18 protein-coding genes are annotated in these 23,224 nt (G+C 65.6%); 11 read left to right on the top strand and 7 right to left on the bottom strand.

What is annotated here, in order from left to right; all coding sequences use genetic code 11:
• Window positions 1–110: 110 nt before the first annotated feature.
• The 4 genes from AC3A6I_RS05500 to AC3A6I_RS05515 all read left to right on the top strand — a co-directional run bounded on the left by AC3A6I_RS05500 (window position 111) and on the right by AC3A6I_RS05515 (window position 2,943).
• Window positions 111–782, top strand: a complete 672-nt coding sequence (locus AC3A6I_RS05500) for a response regulator transcription factor (protein WP_487542379.1) — start codon at window positions 111–113, stop codon at window positions 780–782.
• A gap of 1 nt (window position 783) precedes the next feature.
• Complete coding sequence (locus AC3A6I_RS05505) at window positions 784–2,184, top strand: sensor histidine kinase (protein ID WP_487542381.1); 1,401 nt, start codon at window positions 784–786, stop codon at window positions 2,182–2,184.
• 57 nt (window positions 2,185–2,241) lie between these two features.
• Window positions 2,242–2,637, top strand: coding sequence for an endonuclease domain-containing protein (locus AC3A6I_RS05510; RefSeq protein ID WP_487542383.1), 396 nt, complete (start codon window positions 2,242–2,244; stop codon window positions 2,635–2,637).
• Window positions 2,638–2,736: 99 nt separating this feature from the next.
• Window positions 2,737–2,943, top strand: coding sequence for a hypothetical protein (locus AC3A6I_RS05515; RefSeq protein WP_487542384.1), 207 nt, complete (start codon window positions 2,737–2,739; stop codon window positions 2,941–2,943).
• Window positions 2,944–2,998: 55 nt separating this feature from the next.
• Here AC3A6I_RS05515 and AC3A6I_RS05520 read toward each other — a convergent pair whose 3' ends face one another.
• A complete protein-coding gene (locus AC3A6I_RS05520) occupies window positions 2,999–3,598 on the bottom strand; it encodes a hypothetical protein (RefSeq protein WP_487542386.1) in 600 nt (199 codons plus the stop codon).
• Between the two features lie 139 nt (window positions 3,599–3,737).
• Between AC3A6I_RS05520 and AC3A6I_RS05525 the strand changes: the two genes are divergently transcribed.
• The 3 genes from AC3A6I_RS05525 (at window position 3,738) to AC3A6I_RS05535 (ending at window position 7,465) form a co-directional block, all read left to right on the top strand.
• The gene (locus tag AC3A6I_RS05525; RefSeq protein WP_487542388.1) at window positions 3,738–6,506 is read left to right on the top strand and encodes a bifunctional [glutamine synthetase] adenylyltransferase/[glutamine synthetase]-adenylyl-L-tyrosine phosphorylase; all 2,769 of its coding nucleotides are present in this window, start codon (window positions 3,738–3,740) and stop codon (window positions 6,504–6,506) included.
• Between the two features lie 330 nt (window positions 6,507–6,836).
• Complete coding sequence (locus AC3A6I_RS05530; protein WP_487542390.1) at window positions 6,837–7,079, top strand: type II toxin-antitoxin system Phd/YefM family antitoxin; 243 nt, start codon at window positions 6,837–6,839, stop codon at window positions 7,077–7,079.
• A complete protein-coding gene (locus AC3A6I_RS05535; RefSeq protein WP_487542391.1) occupies window positions 7,076–7,465 on the top strand; it encodes a type II toxin-antitoxin system VapC family toxin in 390 nt (129 codons plus the stop codon). The genes AC3A6I_RS05530 and AC3A6I_RS05535 overlap by 4 nt, the downstream gene beginning before the upstream one ends.
• Here AC3A6I_RS05535 and AC3A6I_RS05540 read toward each other — a convergent pair.
• Together AC3A6I_RS05540 and pepN are read right to left on the bottom strand one after the other, a co-directional pair.
• A complete protein-coding gene (locus tag AC3A6I_RS05540; RefSeq protein WP_487542393.1) occupies window positions 7,462–8,706 on the bottom strand; it encodes a sensor histidine kinase in 1,245 nt (414 codons plus the stop codon). The genes AC3A6I_RS05535 and AC3A6I_RS05540 overlap by 4 nt on opposite strands.
• Window positions 8,707–9,110: 404 nt before the next feature.
• Entirely contained in the window at window positions 9,111–11,750 is a 2,640-nt protein-coding gene (pepN, locus tag AC3A6I_RS05545) for an aminopeptidase N (protein WP_487542395.1), read from the bottom strand.
• Between the two features lie 323 nt (window positions 11,751–12,073).
• Here pepN and AC3A6I_RS05550 point away from each other — a divergent pair, with 323 nt between their 5' ends.
• From AC3A6I_RS05550 to AC3A6I_RS05560, 3 genes are all read left to right on the top strand, one after another.
• A complete protein-coding gene (locus AC3A6I_RS05550) occupies window positions 12,074–13,921 on the top strand; it encodes an ABC transporter ATP-binding protein (protein WP_487544986.1) in 1,848 nt (615 codons plus the stop codon).
• Between the two features lie 320 nt (window positions 13,922–14,241).
• Window positions 14,242–16,107, top strand: a complete 1,866-nt coding sequence (locus AC3A6I_RS05555; RefSeq protein WP_487542397.1) for an ABC transporter ATP-binding protein — start codon at window positions 14,242–14,244, stop codon at window positions 16,105–16,107.
• Window positions 16,108–16,486: 379 nt separating this feature from the next.
• Entirely contained in the window at window positions 16,487–18,355 is a 1,869-nt protein-coding gene (locus AC3A6I_RS05560) for an ABC transporter ATP-binding protein (RefSeq protein ID WP_487542399.1), read from the top strand.
• A 24-nt stretch (window positions 18,356–18,379) separates the two neighbouring features.
• Here AC3A6I_RS05560 and AC3A6I_RS05565 read toward each other — a convergent pair whose 3' ends face one another.
• The 4 genes from AC3A6I_RS05565 to AC3A6I_RS05580 all read right to left on the bottom strand — a co-directional run bounded on the left by AC3A6I_RS05565 (window position 18,380) and on the right by AC3A6I_RS05580 (window position 20,371).
• Window positions 18,380–18,559, bottom strand: a complete 180-nt coding sequence (locus AC3A6I_RS05565; RefSeq protein ID WP_487542401.1) for a hypothetical protein — start codon at window positions 18,557–18,559, stop codon at window positions 18,380–18,382.
• 5 nt (window positions 18,560–18,564) lie between these two features.
• Window positions 18,565–19,122: a TetR/AcrR family transcriptional regulator gene (locus AC3A6I_RS05570; RefSeq protein ID WP_487542403.1), complete on the bottom strand. Its 558-nt coding sequence runs from the start codon at window positions 19,120–19,122 to the stop codon at window positions 18,565–18,567.
• On the bottom strand, window positions 19,106–19,519 hold the full coding sequence (locus AC3A6I_RS05575; RefSeq protein WP_487542405.1) for a DUF4260 family protein: 414 nt from the start codon (window positions 19,517–19,519) through the stop codon (window positions 19,106–19,108). Before AC3A6I_RS05575 ends, AC3A6I_RS05570 begins: the two co-directional genes overlap by 17 nt.
• 105 nt (window positions 19,520–19,624) lie before the next feature.
• Window positions 19,625–20,371, bottom strand: a complete 747-nt coding sequence (locus AC3A6I_RS05580; RefSeq protein WP_487542407.1) for an ArsR/SmtB family transcription factor — start codon at window positions 20,369–20,371, stop codon at window positions 19,625–19,627.
• 272 nt (window positions 20,372–20,643) lie between these two features.
• Here AC3A6I_RS05580 and AC3A6I_RS05585 point away from each other — a divergent pair, with 272 nt between their 5' ends.
• The gene (locus tag AC3A6I_RS05585; RefSeq protein WP_487542409.1) at window positions 20,644–23,136 is read left to right on the top strand and encodes a beta-mannosidase; all 2,493 of its coding nucleotides are present in this window, start codon (window positions 20,644–20,646) and stop codon (window positions 23,134–23,136) included.
• Window positions 23,137–23,224 lie beyond the last annotated feature (88 nt).

The following is a 23,224-nucleotide window of genomic DNA, read 5'->3' on the forward strand; positions in this document are numbered from 1 at the left end:
CGGGGCCCGTTCTTGAGTGAATAGCGAATAGCGACTAGCGAGTAGATGAGCGGCGACGCCTTCCTGCTATTCGCTACTCACTATTCGCTACTCGCTTTTGGGCGGTGCAAATGAAGATTCTGCTCATCGAGGACGATCGCGAGGCGGCGACCTACCTGATCCAGGCGCTGGATGAGGCGGGGCACGTGACCCACCATGCTTCCGACGGCGAGACCGGTTACGCCATGGCCTCGTCGATGGACTACGACGTTCTGGTGGTCGACCGCATGCTGCCGCGCCGCGATGGCCTGTCGATCATCGAATCCTTGCGCGCCGAGGACAACCAGACGCCGGTACTGATCCTTTCCGCCCTGGGCGAGGTGGACGACCGGGTGACCGGCCTGCGCGCCGGCGGCGACGACTATCTCGTCAAGCCCTATGCCTTCACCGAGCTGCTCGCCCGCATCGAGGTACTGGCGCGCCGCTCGTCGCCGGCCGAGGCCGCGACCACCTACGAAGTCGGCGGGCTGGCGCTGGACCGGCTGAGTCGCAAGGTAGAGCGCGACGGCGAGGCGATCCTCTTGCAGCCGCGCGAGTTCCGGCTGCTCGAATACCTGATGAAGAACGCCGGCAAGGTGGTGACCCGCACCATGCTGCTGGAGAACGTCTGGGACTACCATTTCGACCCCCAGACCAACGTCATCGACGTGCACATGTCGCGGCTTCGCGCCAAGATCGACAAGGGGCACGCCAACCCGCTGCTGCATACCATCCGCGGCGCTGGCTACATGATCCGCGACTGACATGTCCCGCCTGGTCCAGCTGTGGCGGACGACCACGGTACGCCTCACCGCGATCTTCATGCTCATCTTCACGGTCTTTGCCGTGGGGCTGCTCGGCCTCATCAGCTGGCAGACCTCGGTGGACCTGCAGCGCCAGCAGACCCAGCAGATCGATCGCGAGACGCGCGCCATCCGCAAGCTCGACGACGATGGCGGTTTCCGCGCCACCATCGTCGCTATCGGCCAGCTCGCCAGCCAGCCGGGGCCGGGCATCTACTACCTCGCCGATCCGGCCGGGCAGATGATCGTCGGCAACGTCTCCGACCTGCCGCCCGAAGTGGTGGCCGAGCCCGGCACCTACAGCTTCAACTACGACCGCGCCCAGGGGCTGGACGGGGATGAAGACCTGCGCCCGCGCCAGGGCAATGCCGTGGTGCGTTCGGAAAAGCTGACCAGCGGGCTGATCGTGGTGATCGGCCGCGACGTGGTCGAGCGGCGCGGCTTCACCGCCATCGTGCTCAACTGGTTCGCCATCGGGGCAGGGGGCATCCTCCTGTTCTCGCTGGTGGCGGGCGTGGTGACGGCGGTGCGCGTGCTCCGCCGCATGGAGACGATCACCACCACCTCGAACAAGATCATGGCCGGTGACCTGTCCGAACGCGTGCCGGTGACCAAGCGCAACGACGAGTTCGATGCGCTCGCCACCAACCTCAATGCCATGCTCGATCGCATCGAAAAGCTGATGCTGGGCATGAAGGAGGTGACCGACAACGTCGCCCATGACCTCAAGACCCCGCTGACCCGCATGCGCAACAAGGCGGAATCGGCGTTGCGCGAAAGCCAGGACGAGGGGGCCCGCAAGGAGGCGCTGGCAGCGACGATCGAGGAGAGCGACAAGCTCATCAAGACCTTCAACGCGCTGCTGATGATCACGCGCGCCGAGGCGGGGACGCCGTCGGGGGCGTTGAGCGAGACCGACCTCAGCGCCGTGGTGGCGGATGTCGCCGAGCTTTACGGCCCGCTCGCCGAGGACGAGGGCATGGCGCTCGAGACCGACATCGCTGCGGGCGTGAGGCTGCTCGGCAACCGCGAGCTGCTCGGGCAGGCGCTGGTCAACCTGATCGAGAACGCGCTGAAATACTACGAGCCGGCCGAGGGCAAGGCCGGGGTGATCCGCGTCGGGCTGCGCACGGAAGGCGGGCGCGTGCTGATCACCGTCGCCGACAACGGCCCGGGCATTCCCGAGGCGGATCGCGGCCGGGTGGTCGAGCGCTTCGTGCGGCTGGAACAGAGCCGGACCGAACCGGGCTCGGGGCTTGGCCTCTCACTGGTGGCTGCGGTGGCGCGGCTGCATCGGGGCGAGTTGCGGCTCGAGGATAACGAGCCGGGGGTGCGGGCGGTGATTGATCTGCCGGGGGCCTAATCCTCCCCCGTTTACGGGGAGGGGGACCGTGCGAAGCATGGTGGAGGGGGCGACCACATGCGCGGACCGATCATCACGTTCAAGCGGGCGCGGCGGTTGCGGCGCGAGATGTCGCTGCCCGAAGTGCTGTTGTGGCGGCACCTTCGCGGTCATGGCGTGGGCGGACTGCGTTTCCGCCGCCAGCATCCCATTGGCCCCTATGTCCTCGACTTCTTCTGCGTCGAGACGTTCCTGTGCGTCGAAGTGGATGGCTATGCCCACGACAACGCCGAGAGCGCCGCGCATGATGCGCGACGGACCAACTGGCTGAGAGAGCAGGGCGTCCGCGTGTTGCGCATCCCCGCCATCGAGGTGATGGAAAACATGGACGGCGTGTTGAAAGCGATAGTGCTTGCGGCCGCCCCCTCCACCAGCTTCGCTGGTCCCCCTCCCCCGCTGCGCGGAGGAGGATGAGAGCGGCCATCGCCTGTCTGGCTTAACCCGCGAAAAATCCACGCAAATTGCGTGTGTCACGTAAGCATTCCGAGACGCGCGCGTGGCAGGAGAGGAGCCATGACCACGTTCATCGTCCATATGCCCGCGACAGAACTGCACCGCCTGACCATGTTCGGCCGTGCCGCCGTGCAGCTCGTGCCGGCGCCGCAGGTGGTGAGCCTCAACCGGACGCGCGAGATCGTCATGATCCGCGCCAGTTTCCGGACCATCGGCAAGATGTCGAAGATGTTCCCGGAGTGGCAGTTCCAGGCGCTGGTGGCGTGAGCTCCCTTTATCCTCCCCCGTAAACGGGGAGATTTGGCGAGGCCGGCGCTTACCCTCAGTGCGCCGTCGGGACCGACGTCTCGCCCACGCCGATGGCGCTGACTTTGCCGCTCTTCATCACGTAGCCGATATACTGGGCGATGTCGGAATAGCCGCCGGGACGGTCGGAGCGGTAGGCAATCTTGTTGCCTGAGGCGGCGCCGAATTTCGCCTTCAGCTCGGCTGCGGGGGCGCCGAGGCCGGGGACGCCGAAATTGGGGACGGCGAAGCCGGCGGGGGCCGGGTCGCAGCCCTTGGCGGGCTTGCCGGCTTCGGCGGCGACCATCATCACGAATTCATGCCCGCCCAGCGCGTTGGCGATGAACCAGACATTGGCGCCGTCCGCCGCATAGCAGAGCCAGTCGGCGCGGCCGCCGCCTTCGCCGCTGGCCTGCAGCGTGCCGCCAAACGCCTTCTGGATGTCCCTGAGCTTGGTGTGCTGCAGCGTCACGTCGAGCTTGCCGACCTTGATGGCGCCGACGGGCGCCTTCTCGAGATTGGCCTGTTTGAAATTGAAGCTGTTGCCGAAGATGGCGGCACCGATGCCGCTGAGTTCAGCGGCCGAAACGGAGCCCATGCCGAGGGTGAGGGCAAGGGCGGCAAATGCGAGGCGCATGATGAAACCGGAAGGTGAGGACGCAGCAAAATAGCGGCACGTTGCTGAAAATCCAGCGACAATTCGCAGTATTCGCGCTCGCGATGGTTTTCGAGCGGTGCGGAATGACATCCGGCGCTCGGAGAGGTATGCGGGAGGCATGACCGTCTCGCTCGATACCCTCCTCGCCAGCGCCCCCTACCTGCGCGACCTCGCCGAACGCCATGCCGACTGGTTCGCCACGGCACGGGATCTGACCCCGGACGTGGCGCTCGCCGCGGCGCTGGCGCAGGTGGCGACGGCCGGGGATACGGTCGAGACCGAGGAGGACATCGGCCGCGAGTTGCGGATCGCCAAGGGCCGGGTAGCGCTGCTCGCCGCCGTGTCCGAGGTGACCGGGCGCTGGGGGCCGGCGCAATCGACGGCGGCGCTGTCCGATCTCGCCGATGCGGCGCTGCATGCCGGGCTGAGCGTGCTGATGCGGCTCGCGGCGGCGCGCGGACTGACCACCAAGACCGCATCGGATTGCGGCCTGGCGCTGTTTGCGCTGGGGAAGCACGGCGGTCGCGAGCTCAACTATTCGTCCGATATCGACATCGTCGCCTTCTTCGATCCGGAAAGGGCGGGGCTGAACGAGCCGGGCGAGGAGACGAAATTCTTCACCCGGGTCGTGCAGCGGCTGGCCGCGCTGATGCAGGACCGGACCGCCCATGGCTATGTGTTCCGCACCGATCTGCGCCTGCGCCCCGACCCCGGCGCGACGCCGGTGGCCCTGCCGATCGAGGCGGCGCTGACCTACTACGAGGCGCGCGGGCAGAACTGGGAGCGGGCCGCCTGGATCAAGGCGCGGCCCTGCGCCGGCGACAAGGCGGTGGGCGAGGCCTTCCTCAAGGAACTGGCGCCCTATGTCTGGCGGCGGCATCTCGATTTCGCGACCATTGCCGACATCCAGGCGATGAAGCGCCAGATCAATATCTCGAAGAATGTCGGCGATGTGCGCGTCGCCGGGCACAATGTGAAGCTCGGGCTTGGTGGCATCCGCGAGATCGAGTTCTTCACCCAGACCCAGCAGCTCATCGCCGGCGGCCGCGACGTCTCGCTGCGGGTGAAGCCGACCGCCGGGGCGCTGGCGGCGCTGGCGGCGGCCAACTGGATCTCGCCGCGCGCCGCCGAGGATCTGACGCGTATCTACTGGTTCCTGCGCGCGGTGGAGAACCGGCTGCAGATGCTGCGCGACGAGCAGACCCATGTGATGCCGGAGGACGAGGGCGGCGTCACCACCATCGCGACCCTGATGGGCATGGATTTGCCAACGTTCGAAACGGTTTACCGGCGCGCGTTGAATCAGGTTGTCGGCTACTATTCCGACCTTTTCGCCGAGGGCGAGAGCCTCGCAGCGGTGGAGGGGAGCCTCGTTTTCACCGGCTCGGACGATGATCCCGAGACGGTCGAGACGCTGAGCCGGATGGGGTTCCGCCAGCCCGCCAAGGCCATCGAGACGGTGAAGAAGTGGCACTATGGCAGCTATGCCGCGACGCGGGCGGCGGCGGCCCGCGCGCACCTGACCGAGCTGTTGCCGGCGCTGCTTTCGACCATCGCGCAGGCGGGCAACCCGGACGATGCCCTGCGGCGCTTCGACGATTTCCTGTCGCGGCTGCCCTCGGGCGTGCAGCTCTTCGCGCTGCTGCGCAACCATGAGAACTTGCGCACGCTGCTGGTGGCGCTGATGGCCTCGGCGCCGCGCATGGCCGATGCGGTGATCCACCGCGCCCATGTGATGGACGGGTTGATCGACCCGGCCTTTGCCGACGACGTGCGGCGGCGCGAGGTGCTGCTGGGCAAGATCGAGGCGTTCTTCGCCGACGCGCGCGACTACCAGGAGGTGATCGACCGGGCCCGCATCATCGGCCAGGAGCAGATGTTCCTCATCGCCGCCGGGCTGCTGGCCGGGACGATCGACGCGGTGCGGGCAGGAGAGCAGTTCACCACGCTGGCCGAGGCGCTGCTGACAAAACTGTTCGAGGCGGTGCGTCGCGAGTTCGAGAAGCGGCACGGCGTAGTGCCCGGTGCGCGGGTGGGACTGTTGGCTTTCGGCAAGATGGCGAGCCGCGAGATGACGGCGCGCTCCGACCTCGATTTCATCATGCTCTACGACCTCAACGGCGCCGACGAGTCGGATGGCGAAAAGCCATTGCCGGCTAGCCAGTACTTCGCCCGGCTTACCCAGCGGCTGCTCGCCGCGGTGAGCGCCCCGACCTCCGAAGGCGTGCTCTACGAGGCCGACATGCGACTGCGGCCCTCGGGCAATGCCGGGCCGCTGGCGACCAGCCTCAAGGGGTTCGTGCAGTATCACCACGAGAGCGCCTGGACCTGGGAGCACCTGGCGTTGAGCCGGGCCCGCATGGTCTATGCCGACGGCGACCTGAGCGCCGACGTCGAGGCCGCCATCGCCGAGACGCTGGCCCGGCCGCGCGATGTGCAAAAGACCGTCGACGACGTGGTGGCGATGCGTGCGCTGATGGCCAAGGAGCGGCCGCGGCGGCACGCGTTTGATCTGAAGCTCGCCAAGGGTGGGCTGGTGGACCTCGAGTTCATTGCGCAATCGGCTCAGCTCGTCGCGGGCGCGACCGTGGCTGCGCCGCAGGCCACGACCGGCGTGGTGCTGCGGCGGCTGGCCGAGACCGGGCTGGTGCCCGAGGGGCTGCGGCTGGCCGAGATCCTCGAACTCTATTCCACCGTGCTGCAGGTGATGAGTGCGGCGCTCGCCGATCCGTTCAAGGACGAAGGCTGGACCCCGGCCTTCCGCGAACTGCTCGCGCAGCGCACCAACACCCCGACCTTCGACCGGCTGGCCGAGGAGGTCCGGGGGATGGAGGCGGAGGTCAGTGCAGCGGCGGAGAGTTGGTACGCCCGGGCGCGAGAAATCTAGTCAACGCACCCGATCAACCGGACCAGGCTGGCGTGACTAGAACACGGTGATCGCGATCATTCCCAGCACAAGTACGCCAACAATGCCGATCACGACCATCGCGCGCTTATCCATTACAGTATTCTCCCCGAAACAATGACGTGATTTTCTATGTGGTCGGCGCGATGTCAAGGAGAAGAGACGGAATTACATACATGATCGTCCGCAATGGCAATGTGTCGCGATGATGTGCGCCGATGACTGTTGGTGGCCTGACCGGGTGCCTCGGCGCCTTGAGAAAGGTCGCCAGATCGACTAAGTTTAGTGGACTAAGTTCACCCGAGGTTGCTCATGACCACCGTCAACATCCACGACGCCAAGACGCATCTGTCGCGCCTTGTCGAGCGGGCTGCCAGTGGCGAGACCGTCGTCATCGCCAAGGCTGGAAAGCCGGTCGCCAAGCTGGTGCCGCTCGAGCAGCCGAAGGTGGATACGTCGCGGCGTCTGGGTGGACTGCAGGGGCAGTTGACGATCCCGGACGACTTCAAGGGCTTCATGAAGGACGAGATCGAAGAGATGTTCTACGGAAAATGAGTCGAGTTCTACTCGACACTCATTTGCTGCTCTGGTCCCAGCAGGCTCCGAACAGGCTTCCGCAGGCTCTGTCCGAATTTCTGCTTTCTCCTCAGATTGAGCCGGCATTCAGTACGGCAAGTATCTGGGAGGTCGCTATCAAGCACTCGCAGCAGCGGGCCGACTTCAGGGCGCATCCCGGAATCCTGCGCGGTGCATTGCTGAACGCCGGTTACGCCGAACTGCCCGTGCAGGGTGAGCACGCGGTAGCGGTCACCGCGCTACCTTGGGTTCATCAGGACCCATTCGACCGACTGCTGGTGGCGCAAGCCATCGTCGAAGGCATCGAACTGCTAACCTTGGACGCAACTCTCGCCCGCTATCCTGGCCCGATCCGCCTGTTCTAGGCCGCCTTCGCTTCTTCCTCGATCAGCAGCGGCAGCGATACGGCGACGGTGGTGCCGAGGCCCTGGCGGCTGTCGATGGCGAGGTGGCCGCCGCTCAGTTCGGCGATGGCGCGGGCGATGGCGATGCCGAGGCCGGCGCCCTGGCGGTCGCGGGTGAGGGCGGCATCGCCGAAGACGAAGGGCTGCGACAGGGTTTCGAGCCGCTCCTGGCTCATGCCGATGCCGGTATCGGTGATCTCGAGTACGACGCCATCGGCCGCGGCATAGGCGGCCAGCGTGATCTTGCCGCCGCGCGGGGTGAAGCGGATGGCGTTCTCGACGAGATTGGCGGTCATCCGCTCGAGCGCGAAGCGGTCGGCGGTGAGCAGCGCATTGCACGGGCCGCCGAGGCCGAGGGTGACACCGGCCTGCTGGGCGAGGCCGGTGAAGCGGCGGAACACGCCGAGCAGCAGGTCGTCGGCGGTGAACAGGTCGCGCTTGAGGGCGCGGCGGCCGCCTTCGAGCTCGGCGAGCTCGAGGATGGAGCCGAAAAAGCCGAGCAGGCGCTCGCCCGAGCTTTTCACCGCCTCGACATAGCTCAGATACTTGGCGTCGCCGAGCGGGCCGAACGGCTGCTGCCGCATCATGTCGGCAAAGCCGATGATGTGGTTGAGCGGCGTGCGGATGTCATGACTCAGATGCGCGAGGAAGGTGGTCTTGGAGCGGCTGGCCGCCTCCGCGCGCAGCTTTTCCTCGTGATAGCGGCGCGCGAGCAGGCGCTGCTCCTCGCGGATCGAGGTGAGCAACTGGTTGGTGCGGCGGCTCTCGGTGACATCCATCACCAGGGTGACGAAGCCGGAGCGGGGCAGGGGCCGCTCCTCGATGAGCAGGGTGGAGCCGTCCTCGCGGTGCAGCTCGAGCAGGCGGTTGTCGCTGTCCTCGCGGATGGACTGCATGTAGCCACCCTGCGCCAGCGACTTCACCACCTCGTGGTAGGCGGCGCCGCAGGCGAGCTGGTCGACGCGCAGGCGTTCGGCAAAGCGGGAGTTGCTGGCCACCAGCCGCGCATCGGCGCCCCAGCAGGCGACGCCGAACGGCATGGTTTCGATAAGTGCGGCCGAGCTGTCGGGGGGTGACGAGGCGGAGAGCCGGTCGAGCAGGTGCTCCAGCACGGTGATGGCCGTGCGCCTTAGCCAGCCAACCAGGCTGAATTGCGCACGGAATCGCATCGTCTCGTCGCCGGATTGCTCCGTCGGCCGCATCAAGTCCTCCGCCTATGTGATTGGGCGACCCAGTGATTTGCCCCGTGCGGTGACTTTGAATCCGCTTCGCCGTCACTGTCCAGAGGGGGTTTTGGGCGCGAGGCGAGGCGGCGGCGAATTCGTGAGTCGGTTGAATCACTTAGCGGCGAAGAAAAATTCTTCTAGCGGTAAGAGGTTGTTAACTATGGGCGCAGGTCCGTGCCTGTGGCCGCCCCCTCCACCGCCTTCGGCGGTCCCCCTCCCCTGCCCAGGGGAGGATCACGGCGAGATCGTGCCCTCATCGCCTCCCTCCCCCCCTTGCGGGGAGGGATTGAGGGTGGGGTGGTGCGGGGATCGCCGATGGACCCCCACCCCCGGCCCCTCCCCGCAAGGGGGAGGGGAGCAGAGGGTGCGGCGTGCTGACCTCACCCCGCCAGCGTGCGCTCCAGAATATCGCCCGTGTTGCGACTGAGCGTGCCGGAATCCCTCAGCGCCATCAACGCCTTCTCGGCTTCGGCTCGCCTGCCCGCCTCGTAGCTGCGCCAGATGCGGAAGGCGGTGAGAACGCGCGCCGCGACCTGCGGGTTGCGCTTGTCGACGTCGCCGACGAACTCGGCGAGGAAGCGGAAGCCGGCGCCGTCGGGACGGGCGAACTGGGTGGTGTTGTTCATGCCGAACGTCGCCATCAGTGCGCGCAGGCGGTTGGGATTGTTCTGCGGGAAGTCGGGCGCTGCGAGGATGGCGCGCAGGCGGTCGACGACGCCCGCGTCGGGGGCGGCGGCGTTGAGGGCGAGCCACTTGTCGAGGACCAGCGGATCAGCCGTGTACATGGTGCGGAAATCGCCGAGCAGCGCCTGCGCGTCGGCGGTCCAGGCCTGCACCACGGTCGAGAGCGCCGAGAGGCGGTCGGTCATGTTGAGGGCCCGCTCGTACTGCTCGCGGGCGAGCTTGTCGGCTCCGGTGGCCCCGCCGTTGACCAGCAGCGCGAGCGCGGTGTTCTTCATCGCCCGCCGGCCGGTCTGCTGGAAATCGGGCGAGTAGGCGAGGCGGCTGTCATTGGTCAGGTAGACCTTCTCCAGCACCGGCGCGATGCGGGCGACGAGCGCCTTGATCAGCTCGCCGCGCACCGTGTGGATACGGTCGGGATCGACATCGTGGCCGATGGCGCGGGCGATGGTCTGCTCGTTGGGGAGGCCGAGCGCCAGCGCCTTGAAGGCCGGATCGAGCTCCTTGGAATTGAGCGTCTCCTCGAGCGCCTCGGCCAGCGCGCCGACCTGCGCGTCTTTCCACGGCATGCCGGCGACCGCGTCGAGCACCAGCTTCAGCGACACGTCCTGCAGCGACTGCCAGCGGTTGAACGGATCGCTGTCGTGCCGGGCGAGGAAGAGCTGGTCGGCCTCGGTGGCATTGGTGGTGAGCTTCACCGGCGCCGAGAAGCCGCGCAGCAGCGATGGCACCGGCTTGTTCGGGACGCCCGTGAAGGTGACCGTGGCCCTGGCGTCGTTGAAGACGATCAGGTCGTCGCGCACATCGGCGCCGGAGACGCCAGCCCAGCTCATCGGGCTGCCATTGGGGCCGATGAGGCCGAACTTGATCGGCAGCACCAGCGGCTGCTTTTCCGGCTGGCCGGGGGTGGGCGGGTTGGTCTGAGTCAGCTCGAGCGTGTAGGTCTGGCTGGCCGCGTCGTAGCTGTCGGTGACGGCAAGCTCCGGCGTGCCGGCCTGCAGGTACCAGTTCTGGAACTGCTGCAGGTCCCGGCCCGAAGAATCCTCGAACACCTTGATGAAGGCTTCGATGGTGGTGGCGTCGCCGTCGTGGCGCTCGAAATAGAGGTCCATACCGCGGCGGAAACCGTCTTCGCCGAGCAGCGTTGCCAGCATGCGAACCACCTCGGCGCCCTTCTCGTAGACGGTTGCCGTGTAGAAGTTGTTGATTTCCTTGTACTTGTCCGGCCGCGGTGGGTGCGAGAGCGGGCCGCCATCCTCGGGGAACTGGGTCTGGCGCAGCTGCTTCACGTCCTCGATGCGGTTCACCGGGCGCGAGCGCTCGTCCATCGAGAATTCCTGGTCGCGATAAACGGTCAGGCCTTCCTTGAGGCAGAGCTGGAACCAGTCGCGGCAGGTGATGCGGTCGCCGGTCCAGTTGTGGAAATACTCGTGCGCGATGACGCTCTCGATGCTGATGTAGTCGGCATCGGTGGCGGTCTCGGGCTTGGCGAACACCAGCTTGTCGTTGAAGATGTTGAGGCCCTTGTTCTCCATCGCGCCGAAGTTGAAATCGGATACGGCGACGATGTTGAAGATGTCGAGATCGTACTCGCGGCCGAAGCGGCGCTCGTCCCAGGCCATGGAGCGCTTCAGCGAATCCATGGCGTAGAGGCACTCGCTCTCCTTGCCATGCGTGCAGTAGATGCCGAGCGCCACCTTGCGGCCGGAGGCGGTGGTGAACTCGTCGTGAATCGAGCCGAGATCGCCGGCGACCATGGCGAAGAGATAGGCGGGCTTGGGGAATGGGTCCTCCCACACCGCATAGTGCTGGTCGCTGCCGACCGTGCCCTGCTCCACGAGGTTGCCGTTCGACAGCAGCACCGGCGCCAGCGTGCGGTCGGCCTGCATGCGGACCTTGAACGGGGCGAGGATGTCCGGCCGGTCGAGATAATAGGTGATGCGGCGGAAGCCTTCGGGCTCGCACTGCGTGCACCACGTGCCGCTCGAGCGGTAGAGGCCCATCAGCCGGATGTTCTTTTCCGGCTCGACCGCGACTTCGGTCTCCAGCACGAAGCGCTTGGTCGGCGGCTGGTGCACGGTGAGGCTGGCCTCGTCGACGGCGTAGGCGGTGAGCGCCAGCGGCAGCCCGTCAATGGCGATCGAGCGCAGCGTCATCTGCTCGCCATCCAGCACCAGCGGCGTGCCGGGCGCGGTGGCGGGGCGCGGCACCAGCGTCAGGAGCGCGCGGATGACTGAGGTGTCGGGCGCGATGCGGACATCCAACTCGACCTTTTCGATGGCGTAGGGGGTCTCCGCGTAGTCCTTGAGGAAAATGGTTTCTTCGTTCTCGCCGCGCATCAACTGCTCCGCAACCTTCTCGCTAACCGACTGTGGCGGGCCCGCAACAGCCGAATCCAAGCCATAGTGTATTCTATGTGGCTGACCACCAGTCATTTCAGCCACGATCCTTGCCAACTTGGGCGGTAATGGGATCGGGCAAGGGCTGGCGCCAGTACGCACCTCCGGACGGGCTGTTACCCGCCGTGTGCGTCATCCAAGAAGCGATAATGAGGGTTGCCCCTCAATTGGCAAGGGCCGCTTGACCTCAACCTATGTTGAGGCCGTAGCCGTGCCGCCGGTGACTGAGACGACGTTGAGGGAGAACGGCTGTGATCGATGCTGTGTTCAAGTGGTTCGAAGCGCGGCTGAACCCGTACCCGCTGGGTGAACCCGAGCAGCCGCCCAAGACGCTGCTGGCCTTCTGCCTGCACTATTCCAAGGGTGCCAAGCGCTGGCTGCTCGCCATGGCCGTGCTCGGCGCTGCCATTGCCGTGGGCGAGATTGCGCTGTTCGGCTTCATGGGCTCGATCGTCGACTGGCTCGGCACCGCCGACAAGGCGACGTTCCTTCAGACCGAGGGCTGGAAGCTGTGGCTGATGGGCGGCTTCCTGCTCATCGGCCTGCCGCTGCTGCAACTGATCGACACCCACATCATCCACCAGACGCTGCTGGGCAATTTCCCGCAGCGCATCCGCTGGATGGCGCATCGCTACCTGCTGCGCCAGTCGATGAGCTATTTCCAGGACGAGTTCGCCGGCCGCATTGGCGCCAAGCTGATGCAGACCGCGCTGGCCGTACGCGAAGTGGTGATGAAGCTGCTCGACGTCACGATCTTCGTGGTCGTCTATTTCGCCGGCGCCGTGGTGCTGGCGGCAATGAGCGACATCTGGCTCGCCGTGCCGTTCCTGGTCTGGCTCGTCGCCTATGTGGCGCTGCTGCGCTACTTCATCCCCAAGCTCGGCAAGGTGTCCGAGCGGCAGGCCGACGCGCGCTCGCTGATGACCGGCCGCATCGTCGACAGCTACACCAACATCGCGACGGTAAAACTGTTCTCGCACTCGCATCGCGAGGAAAGCTATGCGCACGAGGCCATGGATGAGTTCATGGGCACCGTGCACCAGCAGATGCGCATGGTGACGCAGCTGCAGGTGATAATCACCACGATGAACTGCCTGCTGCTCGCCGCCGTGGTGGCGGTCGGTATCGGCCAGTGGCTGAACGATGCGATGACGGCGGGCGCGATCGCGGTGGCCGCGGCGCTGGTGCTGCGCTTCCAGGGCATGAGCCAGTGGGTGATGTGGGAGATGTCGGCGCTGTTCGAGAATATCGGTGTCGTGCGTGACGGCATCAGCTCGATCTCGCTGCCGCGCGTCGTCGCCGACCAGCCCGGCGCTACCCCGATCGGGGCGGTGAAAGGCGACATCCGCTTCAACGATGTCAGCTTCCACTATGGCAAGAAATCGGGCGTGATCGACCACCTGAACCTCGCCATCAAGCCGGGCGAAAAGATCGGTCTCGTCGGCCGTTCGGGTGCCGGCAAGTCGACCATCGTCAACCTGCTGCTGCGTTTCTATGACCGCGAGAGCGGGGTGATCTCGATCGACGGCAAGGACATCGCCGGCGTGCAGCAGGATTCGCTCCGCGAGCAGATCGGCGTCGTGACGCAGGATACCTCGCTCCTGCACCGCTCGGTGCGCGAGAACATCCTCTATGGCCGCCCCGATGCGACCGAGGAGGAGATGCTCGCCGCCGCCCGGCTGGCCGAGGCCGACGACTTCGTGCACGCGCTGGTCGACCCCAAGGGTCGTACCGGTTACGACGCCCATGTCGGCGAGCGCGGCGTGAAGCTGTCGGGCGGCCAGCGCCAGCGCATCGCCATCGCCCGGGTGCTGCTCAAGAACGCCCCGATCCTGGTGCTCGACGAGGCCACCTCGGCGCTCGACAGCGAGGTCGAGGCGGCGATCCAGAGCCAGCTCACGCGGCTGATGCACGGCAAGACCGTGATCGCCATCGCGCACCGGCTCTCGACCATCGCGGCGATGGACCGGCTGGTCGTGCTCGAGCAGGGCCGGATCATCGAGCAGGGCACGCATGCCGAACTGATCGGGCTCGGCGGCACCTACGCCAGGCTGTGGAACCGCCAGTCTGGCGGATTCCTGCAGGACGCGGTGGAGGAGGCGGCGGAGTGATTTTCTCGCAAGCGATATCGTTCACCTTCCACCCCGTGTCACCCATGCGAAAGCAGAGGTCCAACTCTCGGCCCGCGCTGGCTGCGCGATGGATCCCAGCTTTCGCTGGGATGACAGCCGGTGGATGGGGCGCTAGCCCGGCCACTTTTTAGCAACCACTTCAACCATCCCAAGGAGGGACAGATGGATACGCCCAACACCGTCATCGGACATCGCATGGAACCCGCAGCGCTTCGCTCGAAGATGAAACGAAAACAATCTGTTAGAGCCCTGACCTGACTCAAGAAGTCACAAGCGTCGGGCTCGGAAATGAGTGAGAAATGCTCAACCGAGTCATTGCCTGGTTCGATGCCCGCTACAAACCCGTAGCGCTGGCCAAGGACACCCAGCCCCCGCAGGGGGTGACCGCCTATACTCTGTATTTCGCCAAGCAGTTCAGCGGCGCCTTCGCGCTGCGCATGGTGCTGGTAACCATCGGTTCTGTCGCCGATGCGATGATGCCGATCTTTGTCGGCGTGGTCGTGGGGCTGCTCGCCACCACGCCACCAGGCCAGATGTTCGAGCTCAACTGGCAGACCTTCCTGTGGATGATCCTGGTCATCGCCGTGGTGCGGCCGCTGACCTTCCTGCTCGACACGCTGGTGCGTAACCACTCCATCGTGCCCAACCTCGTCAACATCGTCCGCTGGCAGAGCCACTGGCACGTGATCCGCCAGAGCTGGACCTTCTTCCAGAACGATTTCGCCGGGCGCATCGCCAACAAGATCATGCAGGCGGGCGAAAGCGTCGAGATGTCGGTGAACATGACGATCGACGCCGTCTGGTACGCGGCGGTGTTCGTCGTCGTCGCCATCGTGGTGATGGCGGGGCTCGACTGGGTGCTGCTCGTGCCGATCCTGGTCTGGCTGATCCTCTACGGCATCCTGTTCACCATCGTGATGCCGCTCATCGCCAAGCATTCCGAGGATCTCTCGGAAGCCAAGTCCGTGGTCACCGGTCGCATCGTCGACAGCTACACCAACATCCACACGCTCAAGACCTTCTCGACCGACGGGCACGAGGATGAGTACGTGGCGGAGTCGGTGCGGGTGCATGCCGTCGAGTTCAGCAAGCTCATGCGGGTCTTCACCTATATGTGGTCGACCCTGTTCCTGCTGAATGCGGGCCTCGTGATCTCGATCGCCTGGATCGCGCTCGGCGCCTGGAACGCTGGAACGCTGAGTGCCGCGGCCGTCGCCACGGCAATCCCGTTTGCGCTGCAGATCATGAACATGAGCGGCTGGATTCTCGATGCGGGCTCGCAGATCTTCCGCCAGATCGGCACCACGCAGGACTCGGCCGAGACCATTGCCCAGCCGATCTCCATGCTCGACAAGCCCGAGGCGCCGAGGCTGGAGGTGAGAGAGGGTGGCATCGTCTTCGACGACGTCAGCTTCAACTACTGGCGCGGCAAGGAAGGCACGGTGATCGAGGGGTTCAACCTCGCCATTAAGCCGGGCGAGAAGGTGGGCCTCGTTGGCCGTTCGGGCGCCGGCAAGTCGACGCTGGTGAACCTGCTGCTGCGTCTGTTCGACGTCGAGAGCGGGCGCATCACCATCGACGGGCAGGAGGTCCGCGACGTCACGCAGGAGAGCCTGCGGGCGGCGATTGGCCTGGTCAGCCAGGACACCTCGCTGCTGCACCGCTCGGTGCGCGAGAACATCAAGTACGGCCGCCAGACCGCGACCGATGCGCAGATGATCGAAGCGGCCGAGCAGGCGAAGGTGGCCGACGTGATTGCCGGGCTGGTCGACCCCAAGCAGCGCCGCGGCTACGACGCCCATGTGGGCGAGCGGGGCGTGAAGCTGTCGGGCGGGCAGCGCCAGCGCGTCGCCATTGCCCGGGTGCTGCTGAAGAACGCCCCGATCCTGATCCTCGACGAGGCCACCTCGGCGCTGGATTCGGAAGTCGAGGCGGCCATCCAGGAGCAGCTGACCGACCTGATGCAGGGCAAGACGGTGATCGCCATTGCCCACCGGCTCTCGACCATTGCGGCGATGGACCGGCTGGTGGTGCTCGAGAAGGGCCAGATCGTCGAGGAAGGCACGCATGCCGAACTGCTGGCCCGCGGCGGGCACTACGCCCAGCTATGGGAGCGGCAGTCGGGCGGGTTCCTGGATATGAAGGCCGAGCAGGCGGCTGAGTGAGAGTGGGGGGCGGGCACGCTTAGGTGTGTGCGGCCGCCCCCTCCACCGCCTGCGGCGGTCCCCCTCCCCCGTTTTACGGTGGAGGATTGCTGCGGCACGATCTCGCCGTGTTCCTCCCCTGCGCAGCGGGGGAGGGGGACCAGCGAAGCTGGTGGAGGGGGCGGCCACGAACTCCGGCTGTCATCCCTGCGAAAGCAGGGATGACAGCTCGCAGCCCGCGATGGCGGATAGATGGATCCCTGCTTTCGCAGGGATGACAAGCTGTGGGTGGGGTCGCTGGGTAACACCACCTTTGCTCCCAAGGTCGAGCATCCCCGTTCCGCGAATTCATCTTCCCTTCGTTTGAATTCAAGCTATTGAGTGTTCCCGCGAGAACACCATGCAGCTCATCGAGCCGATTCACCGCTTTTTCGAGACCTGGGTCCGCCCCTTCGGACGGAACGACGACCTGCGGCCGCCGCTGCAGACGATCCGGTTCTTCTGGTTCTATGTCTCCCAGGCCAGGCTCGCCTTCCTTGCGTTGATGGTGCTGGGCGGGCTGGTGGCGCTGGTCGAGGCGGCGCTGTTTTATTACGTCGGCCGTCTGATCGACATGCTGACCGCCCTGCCGGCCGGGCAGGGCTGGGACGCGCTGGTGGCGGCCAACGGGCCGGAACTGGCGGGCATGCTGGTGGTGACGCTCGGCTTCCGCTTCCTCATCGCCTGGCTGTCGGCGACGGTGGAAGAGCAGACCGTGTCGCTCGGCTTCTACAACATGGTGCGCTGGCAATCCTATGCGCACGTGATCCGGCAGAACCTGAGCTTCTTCCAGAACGATTTTGCCGGCTCGATCGCCTCAAAGGTCTGGCAGGCCGGCGCGGCGGTGGGCGACTTCATGGTCAGCCTGCTGCAGGTGGTGTGGAACATCGTGATCTTCGTGATCGCGACCACGGTGATCCTCGGGCAGCTCGACTGGCGCCTTGCGGCGGCGATGATCGTGTGGGTCGCGGTGTTCGCGGTGCTCGCCCGCTACTTTGTCCCGCGCATGCGCAAGGCGGCGGCGGCGACGGCGGAGCAGGGCTCGGCGCTGACCGGCAAGATCGTCGACAGCTTTGCCAACATCCAGATGCTGAAGCTGTTCGGCACCAGCGAAGGCGCCGACCGCTTCGTGCGCCGCGGTTTCGACGACTATCTGAGCGCGCAGCAGCGGCTGGCGCGCACGCTGGTGGGCGTCCGCTCGTCGATGGCCATGCTGTCCGGCGTCGCCATCACCGGCATCACCGCGCTGTCGGTGCATCTGTGGGCAGAGGGCGTGCTCACCGTCGGCGGCGTGGCGCTGACCACCGGCGTGATCCTCAGGCTCTATGCCATGCTGGGCCGGCTGATGAACCAGCTCAACGGCATGATGCGCAATTTCGGCACGGCGCAGAACTCGGCCGAGATTATTTCCAAGCCCCTCGGGCTGGTGGATGCGCCCGATGCCAAGCCGCTGGTGGTCACCGAGGCTGCCATCCGCTTCGACCATGTCGGCTTCAAGTACGACAAGGCGTTGCCGGTCATCGATGACCTGGTGCTCGAGCTGAAGCCGGGCGAGCGCGTCGGACTGATCGGGCGCTCGGGCGCGGGCAAATCGACCATCGTCAACCTGCTGCTGCGCTTCTACGACCTCAACAGCGGCCGCATCACCATCGACGGTCAGGACATTTCCAGGGTCACCCAGGAATCGCTGCGCGCCCAGATCGGGGTGGTGACCCAGGACACAGCGCTGCTGCACCGCTCGATCCGCGCCAACCTCACCTATGGCCGGCCCGATGCGACCGACGAAGAGATGACCACGGCCGCGGCCATGGCCGAAGCCGACGAGTTCATCGAGCAGCTCGTCGACCAGCGCGGCCGGGTCGGTTACGACGCCTATGTCGGTGAGCGCGGCGTCAAGCTGAGCGGCGGCCAGCGCCAGCGCGTCGCCATTGCGCGCGTGCTGCTCAAGGATGCGCCGATCCTCATTCTCGACGAGGCGACGTCCGCGCTCGACAGCGAGGTCGAGGCGGCGATCCAGAGCCAGCTGACCACGCTGATGCAGGGCAAGACCGTGCTCGCCATCGCCCACCGCCTCTCGACCATCGCCGAGATGGATCGGCTGATCGTGCTCGACAAGGGCAAGATCATCGAGGAAGGCACGCATGCCCAGCTGCTGACGCATGGCGGGGTGTACGCCTCGCTGTGGGCACGTCAGTCGGGCGGGTTCCTCGATGCTGAGGCGGCGGAGTAGGGGGCACGTGTCGAGCGCGAGCGCCTACCTCACCCAATAGTGCAGATGCGTCACGCCTTCGCCCTCGAGCACGCGCAGGCGCTCGAGCCGGCGCAGCCCAGGCCCCAGGCTGTCGAACAGGTGCGTCCCCGCGCCCAGCACCTGATGCAGCATCAACTCCTGGAGCATTCCCGCCTTGAGCGCCATCGCGGTGCAGATCGACACGGCTGCTACGAAATCTCGCGAAGGATCGTCTCGAGCCCGGTCTCGAACGCCTCGTCGACATCGCCGCCCAGGTTGAAGGCATTGCCGATCTCCATCAGCACGAAGCCATGGAGGAAGGGGACGAGCACGCGCGAGAGTGGCAGCACGCGGGCTTCCGGCACGCCGGCGGCGCGGAGTTCCTCGAACAGCGGTTGCGCCGAGAACAGGCAGGCGGCGCGGATTTCGGGATCGATGAAGGCGTCGCCGGAGTAGATGACGCGATAGCGGTTCGGCGCCTCGTTGCCGAAGCTGCGATAGGAGCGGGCCATCGCTTGCAGGCGCGATTTCGGGTCCGGACCGACGGTGTCACGCCGAAGACGGGCCTCGAGCTCGTGGAGGATCGCGATCTCGACCACCTTCAGCAGCGCGGCGCGATCGGCAAAATGCTTGTAGAGCGAGGGCGGCTTGATGCCGGCCGCCTGCGCCACCGCGCCGAGCGTGAGCGCGTCGGGCCCGGAGGCTTCGACGAGCCCCCGGGCGATGGTCGCGAGTGCGTCGCGCGATGTCTTAGCCGGCGTTGGCAAGGTGCTTCTTCGCCTTCCCGATGGGGCCCAGATGGGTCTGGTGATCGTAGCCGGGATACTTGAGTCCGTAACCGAGCGCACGATCCATCCCGATATGGGCGACCCAGATCAGCGCCAGCTCGACCAGCAGCGGCACGCCGCCGAACCAGCCGATGGCGCCGAGAATGGCGGGCAGGGTGTAGGTATGGGCGAGGTTGTAGATCTTCGCCCCGGTCTTTGCTCCGGCCGAATAGCCGAGGAAGCTGAGGTCCGGGGCGAGCAGCAGGAGGGCGAACAGCCACCAGTTGCCGCCGAGGAACCAGTAGGCGATGGCGGCGGCGATGAGGGCGATGAGGCCTTCGAGGCGGAGGGTGGCGGTGACGGATTTGGGCGGGATGCCTGGGGCGGGGGATGACATGGCGGATCTCAATGGCTAACGTATGTAGCTATGATAGCTATGTATAGTAGCCATGAGAGTCAAGTGCGTGTGGTCGTAACTCCCTGTCTGTATGGTTCTTGCCTGCTACATGGCCGGCAGCATGAGCGGCGTGCCGGTCTCGAGCAGGGTCTTGAGGCCGGCCAAAATCATCGGCCAGCCGCTTTCGACGCCGGCCTTGGCGGCTTCGGCGTTGAAATGGGTGAGGGTGAGCTTGCAGCTCTCGCCCAGCTGCTCGATCTCGTATTGCACGCGCGTGAGCTCCGCGCCTTCACCGGCCCAGTTGGCCTTGAAGGTGGTGACGAGGCGCTTTTCGGGGACGATCTCGACCACTTCGCCGTCGAGATTCACCTCGCCATTGGGATCGAGGTAGTAGAAGCGGCCGCCCACGCGCAGCTCGGGCTGCACCCGGCCGCCATAGTAGTACTGGCGGGTCATCTCCGGGTTGGTGATGGCATCCCACAGCGCCTTGGGCGTGGTGCGGATATAGGTTTCGAGGACGAAATCGGGCTTGTCGGGCATGGTCTGACGGCTCTCCAGCATCGCCTTGAGATTCAGCGCATAGCGCGCGAACGGTTTCTGGTAGGGCGCGATCCAGCGATCGGCGACTTCCTGGATCGGGGAGGCGTTGAGGTAGTGGTACTTGAACCGCCCCTCCTTGCGGCTCGTCACCAGCTTTGCCTCTTCGAGCACCTTGAGGTGCTTCATCACCCCGAACCGCGTCATGCCGAGCCCCTGTTCGAGCTCGGTCAACGTCTGTCCGGCCTTGTCCCGCAAGCTGTCGAGCAGCTGACGGCGGGTCGGATCAGCCAGGGCTTTGAAGACGGCATCCACGGTGGATACGATAGGTGACCAAATGGTCACGTGTCAAGCGTAGCGTGGCGCGAGTGGAGATTGCGCTCCCCTCCCCCTTGAGGGGAGGGGTTGGGGGTGGGGGTCCATCGGTGATCCACTGCACCACCCCCACCCTCATTCCCTCCCCTCAAGGGGGAGGGAGGCGAAGACTGCAACATCCAGGGATTGGCAGCCAACAGGGCAGGGGCTAGAACCCGCGCGACCGGTGGCGAGATCGATTGCGACGCCGGTGACCGATCGGAGGATTCCCTATGGCGAAGACCAGGACAGCGGACATTGCCGCTACCACCGGCTATGGCGAGCTCGACCTGGCCGGAGAATTCCAGCTCACTTCGCCCAAGACCAAGCTGAAGCTGCCAATCACTCTGCCGGGCGACGTGCATGCGGCGCTGCTCGCGGCCGGGAAAATCCCTGATCCCTATTTCGGCGAGAACGAAACCGAGGTGATGTGGGTGAACCGCACGCCCTGGACGATGGAGCGGAAGTTCACCGCCACGCCGGCCGAGATCGACGGCTACCTGACACTGACGCTCGAGAGCGTCGACACCATCGCCGAGATCTTCCTCAATGGCGAAAAGATCGCCGATACGCAGAACCAGTTCATCCGCTACGACATCGATGTGACCGGCAGGGTGAAGGCCGGCACCAACACGCTGCGGTTCGAGTTCGCGGTGACGCGCGATGTCGCCAAGGCGCGTTCCGATGCGCATCCGTTCCCGATCCCGTTCACCAACAACTACCTGTCGAACGGCCTCGAAGGCGTGCACATGAACTTCGTGCGCAAGGCCGCCTGCCACGCCGGCTGGGACTGGGGCATCTGCCTGATGCCGACCGGCGTCTATGGCCGCGTGGTCATCCGGCGCTCGAAACTTGCGCGCCAGGAGAGCGTCACGGTCGAACAGGCGCATGGCAAGAAATCGGTCGAACTGTCGATCACGACTCGTGTTTTCGCCTTCGCTGAAGGTTCGGTTGAACTGACCCACGAGATCGACGGGCAGAAGCTTGCCGACAAGGTGGTGGTCCGTCCGGGCGAGAACGTGTTCGTCCACAACGTCACCATCAAGAACCCGAAACTGTGGTGGCCGAACGGGCAGGGCGAGCAGCCGCTCTACGAGCTCTGGACCACGCTCGATGGCGAGGTGACCAAGCGCAAGCTCGGGCTGCGCAAGCTCGAATGGCTGGTCGAGAAGGACGAGATCGACCACTCGTTCAAGGTGCGGATCAACGGCCGCGACATCTCGATGTTCGGCGCCAACTGGATTCCGGCCGACGCCATTCCTTCGCGCATCACCCCCAATGTCATCCGCGACCTGCTCGAAAGCGCGCAGGCGGTGAACATGAACATGCTGCGCGTCTGGGGCGGCGGACAGTATGAGCCAGATTACTTCTACGAGCTGTGCGACGAGCTCGGCATCCTCATCTGGCACGACTTCATGTTCGCCTGCATGAGCTACCCGAGCGACCGCGCCTTCCTCGCCGGCGTGCGCACCGAGATCACCCAGCAGGTGCGCCGCCTGCAACACCACGCCTCGATCGCGCTTTGGTGCGGCGACAACGAGGTGATCGGCTCGCTGCACTGGTATCCCGAGACCAAGGCGGCGCCCGAGCGCTATGTCGCCAACTATGACCGGCTGAACTCGATGCTCGGCTATATTGTCGAGGACGAGGATCCGGGCCGCCGCTTCTGGCCGAGCTCCCCGTCGCTGGGCTACATGGACTTTTCCGACGGCTGGCACTCGGATACGCGCGGCGACACGCACTATTGGAGCGTGTGGCACGAGGCCAAGGATTTTGCCGCCTATCGCGACGTGAACCCGCGCTTTGCCTCCGAGTTCGGCTTCCAGAGCTTTACCTCGATGAACGTCATCGAGACCTTCACCACGCCCGAGGATCGCAACCCGACCTCGCCGGTGATGGAGGCGCACCAGCGCAATACCGGTGGCAATTCGCGCATCCTCGAGACGATGACGCGCTATTTCCGCTTCCAGAGCGGGTTCGAGAACATGGTGTTCCTGAGCCAGATCCAGCAGGGCCTCGCCATCAAGACCGCCATCGAATATTGGCGCTCGACCAAGCCGCGCTGCATGGGCACGCTCTATTGGCAGATCAACGACATCTACCCGGTGGCGAGCTGGTCCAGCCTCGACTATGGCGGGCAGTGGAAGCTGCTGCACTATATGGCCAAGCGCTTCTTCGCCCCGATCAATGTGGTGGCGGTGCCGGATGGCGATACGGTGCTGCTCAAGGCCATCAACGACACGGCGGCCAAGGCCGAGATCGCGCTCGATGTGCAGGCCGTCGACGCCGCCGGCAAGGCCCGCGTGATCGCCACCGCCAAGGTCAAGACCAATCCCGACAAGGCGGTGGTGGCGACCAGGCTCAGCCTCTCCGACCTCAGGCCCAACGAGTTCCTGTTCTTCTCCTGGACCGCCGAGGACGGCAAGCTGCTGGGCGAGAACGACTATTTCCCCAAGGCCTACAAGGCCTATCAAATTGGCGACGCCAAGGTGACGGCCAAGTGGTCGGGCGGCGACAAGGCGCCGGTGCTGACGCTGACGGCGGACAAGCCGGCCATGTTCGTCACCGCCACGGTCGGTGTGCCCGGCTACTTCTCCGACAACGCCCTGACGCTGTTGCCCGGACGGGAAGTGAAGCTGAGCTTCACGCCGCGCAACGGTGCTGCGGTGGACAAGGACGCGCTGGCCAAGTCGCTGAAGCTCAGCCATCTGCGCCAGACCTACTGACGCCGTCGCGTTGGGCACAGCCTTACCCCACCCGCCGGGGTGACACCGTGCATTTGGCAACGCTGGCTGTTGACCAGCCACCGCGCGA

The organism is Devosia sp. Soil_C_22, assembly GCF_057657195.1.